Here is a 16664-nt window from a genome sequence, read left to right on the forward strand (position 1 = left end):
GGCATAGGCCGACCGGCAAGTGCATCGTATCCGCTCACACCAAGCACCCAGCCACATCCGTGTTGAAACCGTGAGGGCATTGTGGGCGAATTAATCTACGAGCGCGGTAACAAAGTGTTTCAGGTTGTAACGCCCGCCAGATAAGGCGCTGCAGGATATTTTGCCAAAAAGAGACGATTGAAACGTAATTTTTACCGATGACTCACTCGCAATTTCATACGCCTGATTGATGCTATTCGCGACGCATAGTGCGGCGTAATCCGTTAAGTCAATTCTGCATGAAATGGTTGCACGTTCATCTTTTGGACGGACGACTCCCCGTGTTACAGGTCCTTGGCCCACGTCACATGTTTCCGAACTCGAAATCACGCGGCCGCCTTGCATCGCAACATTCGCCGGCACGCGCAATTGGGGCGCAAAGAACGCGCCGACCGACGGCTGCGACGGCATTATCGTTCGGGGTTTACTTAACAGCGCGTCGTGCCGTTACATGATTGGCGCGTGAACGTGGTCATTTGGCGTTTCTCGACCGCCGCCGTCTCACAGCGAAAAATGGGAAAGGAGGCGGCCAAAACGCATTACGCTACTTCAGCCACTTGTCCGAAATGGCTTGGTATTCGCCTGTTGCCCGCGCGAGGTGCAACCACTGGTCGACGTATTGCTGAAACGACACATCGCCGCGCGGTAGGAGCCAAGCCTTCTCACCATACTGGAACGGCTTGTCCGGATGAACCGAGCAAAGGCCGGGATTCAACTTTTGCTGCAACAGGGTTTCCGACGCGTCCGTCACCATCACATCCGCCTTGCCGGCGAGGATCTGCTTGAAGATCGTCACGTTATCCGGATAGACGGTCAGGTTCGCGTGCGGGAAGTACTGTTTCGCGAAGCGCTCATTGGTGCCGCCCGGATTGACGATCACGCGTGTCGCCGGCTGGTCGATTTGCGCGACGGTCTGATATTTGTTGACGTCGTCGCACCGAACGATCGGCGTCTTGCCGTCGACCATGTAGGCCTCCGTGAAAAACGCGCGCTTCTGCCGCTCGAGGGTCGGCGACACACCGCCCACGCCCACATCGCACTTGGCGACAAAGTCGTTCATCAGATTCGACCACGACGTCTTGACGTACTCCGTCTTGACGCCGAGCGACTTGGCGAGCGACTCCGTCATGTCGATATCGATGCCTTCGAACTGGCCGTCCGCCTTGTAAAACGAGTACGGCTTGTAGTCGCCCGTCGTGCAGGCGCGCAGCGTGCCGCGCGCGAGAATTTCGTCGAGCCGGGAGGGCAGTGCGGTGGGCGCGCTGGTCTGTGCCCCGGCGACGCCTGCGTGCATCAAAACGCCGGCCAGCGCGCCGAGCAGTGCGAGTGCTGCCTTGTTCATCGAGCCTCCTTGGTTGTATGTAATTGTTTGGTGAGTCCGTTGGATAATAGCCCGGCAATTCGCACTTGAACATTGGCCGTTCAGCCAGGTCATGACGCCGTGGCCGCCCACGCAAAACCCGCCGCCACCGACGTGCCCGACAGTTATTGGCCGGATCAAGCACGATGCAGCGGGCCGGCTCCGGTAAAATGCCCCTTTGCCCTCAGTCGTACGCAACGTGGCCCATAAACTCCTGAACGACACTTTCCTGCGCGCACTGCTGCGCCAGCCGACCGACTACACGCCGATCTGGCTGATGCGGCAAGCTGGCCGCTACCTGCCGGAATACAACGCCACGCGCGGTCGCGCGGGCAGTTTCCTCGGTTTGGCGAAGAGCCCGGCGTACGCGACAGAAGTCACGTTGCAGCCGCTCGACCGTTATCCGCTCGACGCCGCGATCCTGTTCTCCGACATCCTCACCGTGCCCGACGCCATGGGTCTCGGCCTCGAATTCGTGACCGGCGAGGGTCCTAAGTTTGTTCGCCCGGTTCGCACGGAAGACGACGTCGCGCGCCTCGCGGTGCCGGACATCGACGCCACGCTGCGCTACGTGACCGACGCCGTGCGCGAAATTCGCACCGCGCTGACCGACGCGCAAGGCCGTCAACGCGTACCGCTGATCGGCTTTTCAGGCAGTCCGTGGACGCTCGCGTGCTACATGGTCGAAGGCGGCGGGTCGGCGGATTTCCGCACGGTGAAGTCGATGCTCTACGCGCGTCCGGATCTGATGCACCGCATTCTCGACGTCAACGCGCGCTCGGTCGCGGCGTATTTGAACGCCCAGATCGAAGCCGGCGCGCAAGCCGTAATGATTTTCGACACGTGGGGCGGGGCGCTGGCTGACGGCGCGTATCAACGTTTCTCGCTGCAGTACGTCCAGCAGGTGGTGAGTCAGTTGAAGCGCGACCACGACGGCGAAAAAGTCCCGGTCATTACCTTCACGAAGGGCGGCGGGCTGTGGCTCGACGAAATCGCCGAAACCGGCGTGGATGCGGTCGGCCTCGATTGGACGGTGAACCTGAGTAAAGCGCGCGAGCGCGTGGGCGGGAAGGTGGCGCTACAGGGCAATATCGATCCATCGGTGCTGTTCGCGCCGCCGGCTTCAATCCGCATGGAAGCGCGCGCGGTGCTCGACAGCTTCGGGAATCATCCCGGCCACGTGTTCAATCTCGGCCACGGCATTTCGCAGTTCACACCGCCGGAGAACGTCGCCGAACTGGTTGATGAGGTGCATCGTCATAGCCGGGCGATTCGCAGCGGCGCTCATGCACCGGCATGAAGCCGTAATCGTTACCATTTTTTGTTGCATTGCAGCGAACTGGGCTCTCGGTCTAAGGGGAAATTTGCAGCTAACAGGCCGTCGGATGGCGGTCCTGAGAAAGTCAAGACTTGACTTATGCACATTCATCACGCTGCGGCGCGGTAGAAGCTTTAGTCGTGTCCTGGCCCTTGCACATTGCAGGCGCATTTGATCTAAGCCTTGTCTGGCAAGGGTTTCACGGGTTCTAGCCAGAGTGTGCGGAACCCCACAGAAGGCCGCTGCGGCGCGGTTCCCGGGCCGTCCGGGCAAAGTTCTCAACAAAGTTATCCACAGGCACTCGGACCGATTGCAATTATTCAGCGGAATCCAAAACTTAGCGCCGATATTGAAGTTTTACTTTAACTTCTACGGATTCGCCGTCTGCTCAATGGGCACCACGATGTGGCATCGTGTCGCGCTCATTCCCCTGATCCCTGCCGACGCGTGAGCGACGTGTTCGTCCGCGTCGCACTCGACCATCCGCTGGCGACCTTGTTCGACTACCGTTTCGGCACGCCTGTGCCTGTCGCGCCGGGCATGCTGGTGAGCGTGCCGTTCGGGAAACGCCATGTCGTAGGGCTCGTCTGCGAAGTGACCGCTCACAGCGACGTGCCGGCAGACCGTCTTCGCTCGGTGAATGGCGTGTGCACCGCTTGCCCGCCGGTGTCGTCGGAATGGCTGAAGCTGGCTGCGTTCGCCGCCGACTACTACCAGCGCGGTCTCGGCGAGGTCGCGTTGCCCGCGTTGCCGCAGGCGTTGCGCGATGCGTCGCGCTGGTCGCGCCTGTTCGCGCCGGAAGAGCGCTACAGTCTCACGCCCGCAGGCCGCGACGCATTGCCCGGTGCCCTGCCGGCGCGGGCAAGCGCCTTGCGGAAACTGGCGCAGGCGTTGGCCGAAACGGAGTTCCTGCTTGCCGCCGACGCCCGCGCGCTACACCCCAAAGCGATTGCAACGCTCGACGCCTGGCAGGCCGACGGCTGGGTCGCGTTGGACATCATCGAAGCCGCGGCGGCGCTGGCCACAGCCGCTTCGTCTGACACGTGCGCGCCCGCTCTGCCCACGCTCACGGACGAGCAGGCGGCCGCCGTCGAGGCCGTCCGTGATGCCGACGGCTTTGCGCCGTTCCTGCTGCACGGCGTGACAGGCAGTGGCAAGACGGAGGTCTATTTGCGCGCGCTCGCCGAGATTCTGGCCGCGAAGCCCGACGCCCAGGCGCTCGTCCTCGTCCCCGAAATCAATCTGACGCCGCAGTTCGAAGCGGCCTTCCGCGCGCGCTTCGCCGCGCTCGAGGGCACGTCGATCGTCACGCTGCACAGCGGCCTCGCGGAAGGCGAGCGCGCCCGCAACTGGTTCGCCGCGCACACCGGCCGCGCGCGCATCGTGCTCGGCACGCGGCTGGCGGTGCTGGCGTCGCTGCCCAAGCTCGCGATCATCGTCGTCGACGAGGAGCACGATCCTGCTTACAAGCAGCAGGAAGGTTTGCGTTATTCGGCGCGCGATCTGGCGATTTATCGCGCCAAGCAACTTGGCTTGCCGGTCGTGCTCGGTTCGGCCACACCGTCGCTGGAGAGCTGGTGGCAGGCCGACCAGGGCCGCTACAAGCGGCTCACGCTGTCGCGCCGTGCCGTTGCCGAGGCCGTATTGCCCACCGTCAAACTGATCGATCTGGAAGAGGAACGGCGGCGCGGGCGGGCATCGGTGGAAGGTTTGTCGGGGCCGCTGATCGCGGCGCTGAAGGCGCGGCTCGAACGCGGCGAGCAAAGCCTCGTGTTCCTGAACCGCCGCGGTTACGCGCCGCAGCTTGCCTGCGATGCCTGCGGCTGGGTCGCCGGTTGTCCACGGTGCAGCGCGTATGTCGTGCTGCATAAGCCCGAGCGCGCGCTGCGCTGCCACCACTGCGGATGGGAAGCGCGTATCCCACGCTCCTGCCCGGAGTGCGGCAACGTCGATATCGCGCCGATGGGCCGCGGCACGCAGCGCGTCGAAGAAACGCTGGCGAGCGCGGTGCCCGGCGCCCGCATCTTGCGGATCGACGCCGACAGCACGCGCCGTAAAGGGAGCGCGCAGGCGCTGTTCTCCGACGTCCACGCGGGCGAAGTCGATATCCTTGTCGGCACGCAGATGATCGCCAAGGGTCACGACTTCCAGCGCGTGTCGCTGGTCGGCGTGCTGAACGCGGACACCGCGTTGTTTTCCCACGACTTCCGCGCGAGCGAACGGCTTTTCGCGCAACTGATGCAGGTGAGCGGCCGGGCAGGCCGTGCGGGTTTGCCGGGCGAAGTGCTCGTGCAGACACGCTATCCGCGCCACGCGCTCTATCACGCGCTGGGTCGCCACGACTATGTCGGCTTCGCCAATTCCACGCTGGCCGAACGGCGTGATGCGCACTTGCCGCCATTCGTCTATCAAGCCTTGCTGCGCGCCGAAGGCCGCACGCTCGAAGCCGCGCTCGCCTTCCTGCAACAGGCAGCGGCCGAGTTGACCGGCATTGCGGCCGCCGAACGCGTGACCGTCTACGACGCCGTGCCGCTTACCATCGTCAAAGTGATGCACGTGCACCGCGCGCAGTTGCTGATCGAGAGTGCGTCGCGGGCCGCCTTGCAGGCGACCTTGCGCGCCTGGCAGCCGCTGCTGCGCGGCCTGAAAGGCGTGCTGCGCTGGAATCTGGAAGTTGATCCGCTCGACATCTAAGGCGCGTCGGCGGGCCGACGCCGTCGTTACTCCTTTCGGTCATATTCATAGAGCGAATAGTCGTTTCGTTTTGCGACACCGCTCGCCTATATTTCGCCGAATCGGCGCGCTTTCAGGCAAAACTCCAACATTCCCGCGTCGATTCATCTCAACTTCCTCGGGGCATGGCGATGAGCGACACCAACCCGACGCTGCAACCCGGCGCGGCGCCGACGAATCGGCACAGCATGCACGGTGGCGGACTTTTCTCGACTGAAGACTGGTGGGCGGTGTGGGTCGGCCTGCTGGTGATCGTCGTCGCCTGGGCGCTCTTCGCGTCGGGCAGCAGCATCAAGTGGCTGGCGGTGGCGCCTGCCAAATGGTCGAGCGTGGCGCAGGCCGCGCAGGATGTCGGCAAGCACCTGCCGAACTATGCCACGCTGTTTATCGTGTTCGCGCTGCTATTCGGCGTGAGCCTGGCGGCGCTCAAGCAGCGGGTCAGTGCTTTCCTGGCCTCGTTCCTGATCCTGTTCATCGCGTCGGCACTGATTTTTACGCTGGGCGCGTGGGTCAACGCGTCGAAGTACAACCTCGAACCGCCGCTCGTCGCGCTGGCGCTGGGCCTGCTGATCTCGAACGTGTTCAAGCTGCCTGAATGGTTTTCGGCCGGCTTGCGCGTCGAGTTCTATATCAAGGTCGGGATCGTGCTGCTCGGCGCGACGTTGCCGTTCACGTTGCTGGTGTGGGCGGGACCGGTGGCGGTCGGGCAGGCGACCATCGTCTCGCTCGTCACGTTCTTCGTGATCTTCTTTGCCGCGAAGGCGTTCGGCCTCGACCGGCGTTTTGCCGCCGTGCTCGGCGTCGGCGGCGCAGTGTGCGGCGTCTCGGCGGCCATCGCGATTGCCGGCGCAGTGCGGGCTAAACGCGAACAGGCTTCGGTGGCGATCACGCTGGTGGTGCTGTGGGCGATCGTGATGATCTTCGTATTGCCGTTCGCATCCCGCTTGCTCGGCCTGTCGACTGCGGTCGCCGGCGCCTGGATCGGCACGTCTGAATTCGCCGACGCCGCCGGCATCGCGGCTGCTCAAGCGTATGGCGACTTCGCGAAACATGCGGGCGGCGCGATTGCCGGCGCGCCGGAGGCGTCGTTGCAGGCGTTCACGCTGATGAAGGTGGTCGGTCGCGATATCTGGATCGGCATCTGGGCGTTCGTGCTGGCGATCGTCGCGACGACGCGCTGGGAATCGCAGGACAGCGGCGTCAAAGCCAAGGCCAACGCCGGCGAGATCTGGGCGCGCTTTCCGAAGTTCGTGATCGGTTTCGTGATCGCGTCGGCGCTGGTGACGTGGATCGCCAGCCACTATTCGCTGGCCGATTACCGCAAAGTCGTGACGCCCGAATTCGTCGCGCCGATCACGGCGTTGCGCACGTGGGCGTTCACTTTCTGCTTTCTGAGCATCGGGCTGACCACGCGCTTGCGCTCGCTCACCGCCACCGGCCTGAAGCCGTTCCTGGCGTTCACGGTGGGGGTGGTGGTCAATATCGCCATCGGTTACGCGCTGTCCGCGCACGTGTTCGCACCGTACTGGAATAGCTTGGGGCAAGGCTCGTGATGAGACGCACGATCCGCGTCGACAGCACGGCGCAGGCACGCGAGGAAACGCACGCGCCTTGTTGTTCGGGCTGCCGGCATCGCGCTGAGAATCGGGATTCGTTGGAGCAGGGCATTCCGGGTCTCGCCGTGTTTGGTTCCGGCTTCGGCGCGAGCGTAGCTGACAGCCGGCTTTGCCGGCTGCACGACCAACTCGTTTCGCCTCGCGACGCTTGCTCGCGGTTCGAGCCGGTTCACCGGCACTGACGCGACGCCAGCACGTAACTCGAGTCGATTCGACAGCGGTGAAGCGTAGTCGTGGACAGTTCGCGCCGATCCAGCTGCGCTGACACGATACCTTTGTGCAGTTCGAGCCGATCCAGCTGCGCCGACACGATACCCGTGCGCAGTTCAAAACCGACCCCCCGACATCGACGCACGCCGACACCACGCCGCCGCATGAAGCCGGGCCTTGCATTCGCCCGGCGACTGGAGTCAGCGTAAGAAGCGGCGCCGCTACGTCCGGCACGGAACGCCGGACGCAACCGCTCAATCGTTCAATGCGGCCCGCGCGTCGCCCGCCGCAGCGCGCGGTGCCGTCGGCGCACGTTCGTCATCGGGCTCGCGCCTGCCCGGCCCGCTCGTCGCGCCGCGTATGAAGAGGACGCCGCAAGTCGCGCACATCGCCCAGATGCCCAATATCACCAGCCACTTTTCCATTTCGCCTGTCCTCTAAACCCCGTACCGTTTTTTGTGCGTGCCCGGAGGCCGCGTGCCGCTATGTTCCGTATAACGGCGCGCCGACCCGTTCTGATAAGGGTAAATGCAAAAAGAATCACGCCAGGGAAAGTACTAAGCGCAACCGCTGCGCACGCGCTCAGCGCCGTCTGGCGAAAACCCCCGCCGCACAAGGCTCTCAACAGGGTGCAACCATGCGTTTAACATGGTTGCACCTTTTTATTGGGAGGCGTACGATTCGCCCAACTTTTAGTCTTTCCCAGCGCATTCGTTTGGTATCCGAAGAAGGAAACATGGCTAGCACCACCCTTGGCGTCAAGGTCGACGACCTCCTGCGTTCCCGGCTGAAAGATGCCGCTACCCGTCTTGAACGCACCCCGCACTGGCTCATCAAGCAGGCCATCTTCGCGTACCTCGAAAAGATCGAGCACGGTCAGCTGCCGCCCGAACTGTCGGGCGTGGCAGGCTCGGCGGATCTTGCCGATGGCGCCTCGGTCGAGCAGGAAGAAGACGGCGCGTCGCACCCGTTTCTCGAGTTCGCGCAAAACGTGCAACCGCAATCGGTACTGCGCGCGGCGATCACGGCCGCTTACCGTCGTCCTGAGCCGGAATGCTTGCCGTTCCTGGTCGGTCAGGCTCGTTTGCCGGCAAACCTCGCGGGCGATGTGCAGACGATGGCCGGCAAGCTCGTCGAAACGCTGCGCACCAAGAGCAAGGGCGGTGGCGTCGAAGGTCTGATCCACGAGTTCTCGCTGTCGAGCCAGGAAGGCGTGGCGCTGATGTGCCTCGCCGAAGCGCTGCTGCGCATTCCCGACCGCGCCACGCGCGACGCGCTGATCCGCGACAAGATCAGCAAGGGCGACTGGAAATCGCACATGGGACAGGCACCGTCGATGTTCGTCAACGCCGCGACGTGGGGCTTGATGATTACCGGCAAGCTGGTGACGACCAATAGCGAAACGAGCCTTTCGTCGGCGCTGACGCGTTTGATCGGCAAGGGCGGTGAACCGCTGATCCGCAAGGGCGTCGACATGGCGATGCGCCTGATGGGCGAGCAGTTCGTCACCGGCGAGAACATCTCCGAAGCGCTGGCCAATAGCCGCAAATACGAAGCACGCGGCTTCCGCTACTCGTACGACATGCTCGGCGAAGCGGCCACCACCGAAGCCGACGCGCAGCGCTACTACGCGTCGTACGAACAGGCGATCCACGCGATCGGCAAGGCTGCCGGCGGCCGTGGCATCTACGAAGGCCCGGGCATTTCGATCAAGCTCTCCGCGCTGCACGCACGCTACTCGCGTTCGCAGCAGGAGCGCACGATGAGCGAATTGCTGCCGCGCGTGCGCTCGCTGGCGATCCTCGCGCGCCGCTATGACATCGGCCTGAACATCGACGCCGAAGAAGCCGACCGCCTCGAAATCTCGCTCGATCTGCTCGAAGCGCTGTGCTTCGATCCGGAGCTGGCCGGCTGGAACGGCATCGGCTTCGTGGTGCAGGCGTATCAGAAGCGTTGCCCGTTCGTGATCGACTACATCATCGATCTGGCGCGCCGCAGCCGTCACCGCATCATGGTGCGCCTCGTGAAGGGCGCGTACTGGGATACCGAAATCAAGCGCGCGCAAGTTGACGGCCTCGAAGGCTATCCGGTGTACACACGCAAGATCTACACAGACGTGTCGTACCTCGCTTGTGCCAAGAAACTGCTGGGCGCGCCCGACGCGGTCTATCCGCAATTCGCCACGCACAACGCCCACACGCTCTCGGCGATCTATCACCTCGCGGGCAACAACTACTATCCCGGCCAGTACGAGTTCCAGTGCCTGCACGGCATGGGCGAGCCGCTGTACGAGGAAGTCACCGGCCGCGACAAGCTGAACCGTCCGTGCCGCGTGTACGCGCCGGTCGGCACGCATGAAACGCTGCTCGCGTACCTCGTGCGCCGTCTGCTGGAAAACGGCGCGAACACGTCGTTCGTGAATCGCATTGCCGATGAAAACGTCGCGATCAAGGACCTGATCGCCGACCCGGTCGACGAAGCCTCGAAGATCGTGCCGCTCGGCGCGCCGCACGCGAAGATTCCGCTGCCGCGCAATCTGTACGGCGCCGAGCGTCTCAATTCGATGGGCCTCGATCTGTCGAACGAGCATCGACTGGCGTCGCTGTCGTCGGCGTTGCTGGCGAGCGCGCATCATCCGTGGCGCGCCGCGCCGATGCTCGAGGACAACGAAATCGCCGTGGGCGTCGCGCGCGATGTGCGCAACCCGGCGGATCATCGCGACCTCGTCGGCACGGTCGTCGAGGCGACGCCAGAACATGTGAGCGCCGCGCTGGCGCATGCCGTCGCCGCCGCGCCGATCTGGCAGGCCACGCCGGTCGATGCGCGCGCCGATTGCCTCGCGCGTGCCGCCGATCTGCTCGAAGCGCAGATGCATACGCTGATGGGTCTGGTGGTGCGTGAAGCCGGCAAGTCGCTGGCCAATGCGGTCGCGGAAATCCGCGAAGCGATCGACTTCCTGCGCTACTACTCCACGCAGATTCGCGACGAGTTCTCCAACGACACGCATCGCCCGCTCGGTCCGGTGGTCTGCATCAGCCCGTGGAATTTCCCGCTGGCGATTTTCATGGGCCAGGTGGCCGCGGCACTGGCCGCCGGCAACACCGTGCTCGCGAAGCCGGCCGAACAGACGCCGCTGATCGCCGCGCAAGCCGTGCGCATTCTGCGCGAAGCCGGCGTGCCGGCGGGCGCAGTGCAACTGCTGCCGGGCAATGGCGAAACGGTCGGCGCTGCGTTGGTCGCCGATCAGCGCACGCGCGCGGTGATGTTCACCGGTTCTACTGAAGTCGCGCGCCTCATCAACAAGACGCTGTCGAGCCGCCTCGATCCGGACGGCAAGCCGATTCCGCTGATCGCCGAAACGGGCGGCCAGAATGCAATGATCGTGGACTCGTCGGCGCTCGCTGAACAGGTGGTCGCGGACGTGCTGCAATCGTCTTTCGACTCCGCCGGTCAACGGTGTTCCGCGCTGCGCGTTCTTTGTCTGCAGGACGATGTCGCTGACCGCACGCTGGAGATGCTGACCGGCGCGATGCGCGAACTGGCCGTGGGCAATCCTGACCGTCTGTCGATCGACGTCGGCCCGGTGATCGACCTCGACGCGAAGCGCGGTATCGACGCGCACGTCGCGACGATGCGCGAGAAAGGCCGCAAGGTCGAGCAATTGCCGATGCCCGACGGTTGCGCGCAAGGCACCTTCGTTCCGCCGACGCTGATCGAACTCGACAGCATCGACGAACTGAAGCGCGAAGTGTTCGGCCCGGTGTTGCATGTGGTGCGTTACCGCCGCAGCCAGCTCGACAAGCTGCTCGAACAGATTCGCACGACGGGCTACGGCCTGACGCTCGGCATCCATACGCGGATCGATGAAACCATCGCTCACGTGATCAGCCGCGCGCACGTCGGCAACATTTATGTGAACCGCAATGTGATCGGCGCGGTGGTGGGTGTGCAGCCGTTCGGCGGCGAAGGTTTGTCGGGCACGGGGCCGAAAGCGGGCGGCGCGCTGTATCTGCAGCGTCTGCTGGCGACGCGTCCGGCCGGTTTGCCGAAGTCGCTCGCTCAGGCATTGGTTGCGGATGCACCGAACGCAGCCGAAAACAGCGACAATCCGTCCGCTGCATTGACGGCTTATCGCGATTGGCTGATCGCCGAACAACAGCCCGTGCTGGCCGCGCGCTGCGATGGCTATTTGTCGCATATCCCGGCGGGCGCCACGGCGGTACTGTCGGGACCGACTGGCGAGCGCAACACGTACACGTTGGGCGCACGCGGCACGGTGCTGTGCATTGCGTCTACTGCGAGCGGCGCGCGCGTGCAGTTTGCCGCGGCGCTCGCTACGGGAAATCGCGCGTTGTTCGAAGGCGCGGCTGGTGAACAGTTGGTGGCGCAGTTGCCCGCGTCGCTGAAGTCACATGCGAGCGTGAAGAAGAGCGCGGATGCAACGTTCGACGCCGTGCTGTTCGAAGGCGATAGCGACGAGCTGCTGGCGCTGGTCAAGGAAGTCGCGAAGCGTCCGGGCCCGATCGTGTCGGTGCAGGGCGTTGCGGCACGCGCGCTGGAAAGCGGCGATGAGGATTACGCGCTCGAGCGTCTGTTGACGGAACGCTCGGTCAGCGTGAATACGGCAGCAGCAGGCGGTAATGCGAATTTGATGACGATCGGTTGAGCGAACCTTAACGATCTTTTCAAAAAAGAAGGAAGCGGTACGGCGACCCCGAAACCGCTCCATCCACACCTGGTACCAAGGAGAAGCTATGCAACACAAGATGAAACAGCTGGCAGGCGCTGCACTGGTTGCAGCGATGTCGCTGGCGGGGACGGCCAATGCTCAATCGACGGAAGATGTGAAGGTCGGCTTTGCCGGCCCGATGACAGGCGCGCAGGCGCACTACGGCAAGGACTTCCAGAACGGCATCACGCTGGCAGTGGAAGATATGAACGCGACCAAGCCGGTGATCGGCGGCAAGCAAGTCCGCTTCGTGCTGGACTCGGCCGACGACCAGGCCGATCCGCGCACCGGTACGACGGTTGCACAAAAGCTGGTGGACGACGGCATCAAGGGCATGCTCGGCCACTTCAACTCGGGCACCACGATTCCGGCTTCGCGCATTTACGCGAACGCGGGCATCCCCGAAATCGCTATGGCGACGGCGCCGGAATATACGCAACAAGGTTTTAAGACCACGTTCCGCATGATGACGTCCGACACGCAGCAAGGTTCGGTCGCCGGCACGTTCGCGGTGAAGACCTTGGGCATGAAGAAGATCGTGATCGTCGACGACCGCACGGCTTATGGCCAAGGTCTGGCGGATCAGTTCGAAAAGGCGGCGAAGGCAGCCGGTGGCCAGATCGTCGATCGTGAATACACGAACGACAAGGCTGTGGACTTCAAGTCGATCCTGACCAAGCTGAAGTCGGTCCAACCGGATCTGATCTACTACGGCGGCGCGGATTCGCAAGCGGCACCGATGGTCAAGCAGATGAAGGCACTGGGCATCAAGGCGCCGCTGATGGGCGGCGAAATGGTCCACACGCCTACGTTCATCCAGATCGCGGGTGAAGCGGCGAACGGCACGGTGGCATCGCTTGCCGGCTTGCCGCTGGAAGAAATGCCGGGCGGCAAGGACTACGTCGCGAAGTACAAGAAGCGTTTCAACGAAGACGTGCAAACGTACTCGCCGTACGCTTACGACGGCGCAATGGCCATGTTCGACGCAATGAAGAAGGCGAACTCCACCGATCCGGCCAAGTACTTGCCGGTGCTCGCGAAGACCTCGATGCCGGCAGTGACGTCGGCGAACCTCGCGTACGACAGCAAGGGCGACCTGAAGAACGGCGGTATCACGCTGTACAAGGTTGTCGATGGCAAGTGGACGACGTTGCAAAGCGTGGGTGGGAAGTAAGTAGCTTTTCCTGCTAGAGCAGCTTGGCTGCCGTGTGATGGTTTGACACGGCAACTGACGCAAAAAAAGCCCTGCGGTTTTAGAACACGCAGGGCTTTTCGTTTGGTATTTTGCGACGTCGCGTGCCAATCGAATGGCAGCGCGATTACTCCCCTCGCATCTTCCTCCCCTGCTCGCGAATCTGCTCCAACGTCGCGCCCGGCGTGCTTGCTTCCTGCGGCATGCGAATCTCGATCACTGCCGCGCGCTTCGCCTCAATCGAACGCTTTAACGCAGGCAGAAAATCCTCAGTCCGCTCCACCGTCTCACCATGCGCGCCGAACGAGCGCGCGAACGCCGCGAAATCCGGATTCGTGAGCCCGGTGCCATGTACCCGACCAGGATAATGCCGTTCCTGGTGCATCCGGATCGTGCCGAAGTGACCGTTATTCACCACGATGAAAAGCACGTGCAGGTCGTACTGCATCGCCGTCGCGAGTTCTTGCGCGGCCATCATGAAGCAACCGTCGCCGGCCAGCGCCACGACCGCGCGTTGCGGATACATCGACTTCGCCGCGATCGCCGCCGGCACACCGTAGCCCATCGCACCACTAGTCGGGGCGAGTTGCGAACGGTAATGGCGATACGAAAAATGCCGATGCAGCCACGTCGCGTAATTGCCCGCGCCGTTGGTGAGAATCGCGTCGTCCGGCAGATGCGCGCGCAACTGCTGGATCACTTCGCCCATCTGCACATCGCCGGGAATCTGACGCGGCTTGCGCCAGTCGAGATACGCCTGATGCGCCTCGCTCGCTGCGCCCGACCAGGCGAGTTGCTCGGACAAAGGCTCCAGTTCCGCAAGCACCGCTGCCAGCTCCGGCATGCCGGAAACGATCGGCAGATCCGCCGCATACACGCGACCCAACTCCTCCGCACCTTGATGCACGTGGATGAGCGTTTGTTTGGTCTTCGGAATATCAAGCAACGTGTAGCCGTTGGTGGTCGCTTCGCCCAAGCGCGGCCCGATCGCGAGCAGCACGTCGGCGTCACGGATACGTTGCGCCAGCGCCGGATTGATTCCGAGGCCGACGTCGCCGGCATAGTTCGCGTGCTCGTTGTCGAGCATGTCCTGAAAGCGGAATGCGAGGCCGACCGGCAATTGCCAGTTCTCCACGAAGCGTCGAAAGTCCGCGCACGCAGCCGGCGTCCAACCGCTGCCGCCCGCGATCACCATCGGCCGCTGCGCGCCTTCGAGCAATACGCGCAACTTCTCAATCTGCGCCGCCGACGGTGACGCCGCCACGCGCTGATAAGCAGGCGCGCCTGCCACGGCTTCGCAGGCATCGCTCAACACGTCTTCCGGCAGCGACAACACCACGGGGCCAGGCCGTCCGGACGTCGCCGTGTGAAACGCGTGGCTTAGATATTCGGGAATGCGCTTCGGATCGTCGATTTGGGCGACCCACTTCGCCATCTGGCCGAACATGCGCCGATAGTCGATTTCCTGGAACGCCTCGCGATCGAGATGCTCGCGCGCGCATTGGCCGATCAGCAGGATCATCGGCGTGGAATCCTGATACGCGGTGTGCACGCCGATCGACGCATGCGTGGCACCCGGTCCGCGCGTGACAAGCGCGACGCCCGGTCGCCCCGTCAATTTGCCGACGGCTTCCGCCATGTTCGCCGCGGCCGCTTCGTGACGGCAAACAATGGTCTGGATGCGTTCGGTTTCGTCGTGCAGCGAATCCAGCACGGCGAGAAAACTCTCACCAGGCACACAGAAAACACGTTCGACACCGTGCGTGAGCAAAGCATCGACGACGAGACGCGCGCCGGTGGTTTGAGCGGCGGCGGATCCGGAAACGGGAGCATTCGGCTGCGACATTGCGATGAAGCCTCCAGGCAGTGCATGAGTGCGGTGTGAGGATGCACGCATCGGCGGGACACTGGCCGATGCGGCGCTTCGACAGCTTACGCCGAGCGCGGCTGCGCTGTCACGGCGCAGCGCAACCGTCCTGCTCGCGCGTAACGTGACACGCAAATAAAAAACGCGGGCCTGATAGCCCGCGTCGTCATTCGTCGTAAAGCCAGCAAACCGCGCAACTCAACACTCGACGATATTCACCGCCAACCCGCCGCGCGACGTTTCCTTGTACTTGGTCTTCATATCCGCGCCGGTCTCGCGCATGGTCTTGATCACCGAATCGAGCGACACATAATGACTGCCGTCGCCGCGCAAAGCCATGCGCGCGGCATTGACCGCTTTCACCGATGCCATCGCATTGCGTTCGATACACGGAATCTGCACCATGCCGCCGACCGGATCGCACGTCAGCCCGAGGTTGTGCTCCATGCCGATTTCCGCGGCGTTCTCGACCTGCCGCGGCGTGCCGCCCATGACGGCGGCGAGCGCGCCCGCCGCCATCGAGCAGGCAACGCCCACTTCGCCTTGACAGCCCACTTCAGCGCCCGAAATCGACGCGTTCAGCTTGTACAAGATGCCGATCGCCGCCGCGGTCATCAGGAAGTCGATCACGCCTTGCTGATTCGAGCCCGGCATGAAACGCATGTAGTAATGCAGCACGGCCGGGATGATGCCGGCCGCGCCGTTGGTCGGCGCCGTCACCACGCGTCCGCCGGCGGCGTTTTCTTCGTTGACGGCGATCGCGTAGAGATTGATCCAGTCGATCATCGACAGCGGATCGCGCAACGCCAGCTCGGGATTGCCCGACAGCGCGCGATACAGCTGCGGCGCGCGACGTTTCACCTGGAACGGGCCTGGCAAATTACCGTCTGCATCCGGATTGTTGATGCCGCAACCCCGCGACACGCACGATTGCATCACGTCCCAAATCTTCAGCAGGCCCGTACGCGTCTCCTCTTCCGTATGCCAGACGCGCTCGTTTTCCCACATCAGCTGGGCGATGCTCTTACCGGTCGATTCGCACAGCGCGAGCAACTCGTTGCCGCTGCGAAACGAGTACGGCAGTTGGTCGACGGCGGCCAACACTTTCGTATTCGGCGCGCCGGCCGTCACCACGAAACCGCCGCCCACCGACAGATAGGTCGACTCGCGTAACGTCTCGCCCTGCGCATCGAGCGCACGCAACTTCAGACCGTTCGGATGCTCGGGCAGCGCCTGACGATAAAACGAAATGTGATCCTTTTGCACGAACGGCACCTCGTGCGTGCCGAGCAATGCCAGCTTGCGGGACACGCGCACTCCCTCAAGCCGCTGCGCTATCGTGTCAGGGTCCACGGTGTCGGGCGCATCGCCCATCAGGCCGAGCATGACGCCGCGATCGGTGCCGTGCCCTTTGCCCGTCGCGCCGAGCGAGCCGTACAACTCCACTTTGACCGATGCGGTCGCAGCAAGCAGCCCATCGCGTTCGAGCCCTTGAGCGAACATCAGCGCCGCGCGCATCGGCCCGACCGTATGCGAACTGGACGGCCCAATGCCGATTTTGAAGAGGTCGAAGACGCTGACTGCCATTTACTGCTCCCTG

General features: G+C 63.5%; 9 protein-coding genes. 5 read left to right on the forward strand and 4 right to left on the reverse strand.

From position 1 onward, the window contains the following. Positions 1-583: 583 nt before the first annotated feature. On the reverse strand, positions 584-1381 hold the full coding sequence (locus B0G75_RS08625) for a transporter substrate-binding domain-containing protein (RefSeq protein ID WP_106303163.1): 798 nt from the start codon (positions 1379-1381) through the stop codon (positions 584-586). Positions 1382-1598: 217 nt separating this feature from the next. Between B0G75_RS08625 and hemE the strand changes: the two genes are divergently transcribed. The 3 genes from hemE to B0G75_RS08640 all read left to right on the forward strand — a co-directional run bounded on the left by hemE (position 1599) and on the right by B0G75_RS08640 (position 7003). Then, on the forward strand, positions 1599-2699 hold the full coding sequence (hemE, locus tag B0G75_RS08630) for a uroporphyrinogen decarboxylase (RefSeq protein ID WP_106303166.1): 1101 nt from the start codon (positions 1599-1601) through the stop codon (positions 2697-2699). 465 nt (positions 2700-3164) lie between these two features. Then, positions 3165-5411 (forward strand): primosomal protein N', encoded by a 2247-nt coding sequence (locus B0G75_RS08635; RefSeq protein WP_181309203.1) that lies wholly within the window; start codon positions 3165-3167, stop codon positions 5409-5411. A 170-nt stretch (positions 5412-5581) separates the two neighbouring features. After that, entirely contained in the window at positions 5582-7003 is a 1422-nt protein-coding gene (locus tag B0G75_RS08640) for a YeiH family protein (RefSeq protein WP_106303733.1), read from the forward strand. A gap of 527 nt (positions 7004-7530) precedes the next feature. Here the strand turns inward: B0G75_RS08640 and B0G75_RS40560 are convergent. After that, positions 7531-7701 carry a hypothetical protein gene (locus B0G75_RS40560; RefSeq protein ID WP_181309204.1) on the reverse strand — a complete coding sequence of 57 codons (171 nt, stop codon included), beginning with the start codon at positions 7699-7701 and terminating at the stop codon, positions 7531-7533. Positions 7702-8012: 311 nt separating this feature from the next. Between B0G75_RS40560 and putA the strand changes: the two genes are divergently transcribed. Continuing rightward, the gene (gene putA, locus B0G75_RS08655) at positions 8013-11942 is read left to right on the forward strand and encodes a trifunctional transcriptional regulator/proline dehydrogenase/L-glutamate gamma-semialdehyde dehydrogenase (RefSeq protein ID WP_106303175.1); all 3930 of its coding nucleotides are present in this window, start codon (positions 8013-8015) and stop codon (positions 11940-11942) included. A gap of 88 nt (positions 11943-12030) precedes the next feature. After that, positions 12031-13179: a branched-chain amino acid ABC transporter substrate-binding protein gene (locus tag B0G75_RS08660; RefSeq protein ID WP_106303178.1), complete on the forward strand. Its 1149-nt coding sequence runs from the start codon at positions 12031-12033 to the stop codon at positions 13177-13179. Positions 13180-13324: 145 nt separating this feature from the next. On the opposite strand, the gene B0G75_RS08665 is transcribed toward B0G75_RS08660, so the two are convergent. Further along, the gene (locus tag B0G75_RS08665) at positions 13325-15043 is read right to left on the reverse strand and encodes a thiamine pyrophosphate-binding protein (protein WP_106303181.1); all 1719 of its coding nucleotides are present in this window, start codon (positions 15041-15043) and stop codon (positions 13325-13327) included. A gap of 219 nt (positions 15044-15262) precedes the next feature. Then, complete coding sequence (locus tag B0G75_RS08670; RefSeq protein WP_106303184.1) at positions 15263-16651, reverse strand: L-serine ammonia-lyase; 1389 nt, start codon at positions 16649-16651, stop codon at positions 15263-15265. Between the last annotated feature and the right edge of the window lie 13 nt (positions 16652-16664).

The organism is Paraburkholderia sp. BL18I3N2, from assembly GCF_003001875.1.
Taxonomy (GTDB): Bacteria; Pseudomonadota; Gammaproteobacteria; order Burkholderiales; family Burkholderiaceae; genus Paraburkholderia; species Paraburkholderia phytofirmans.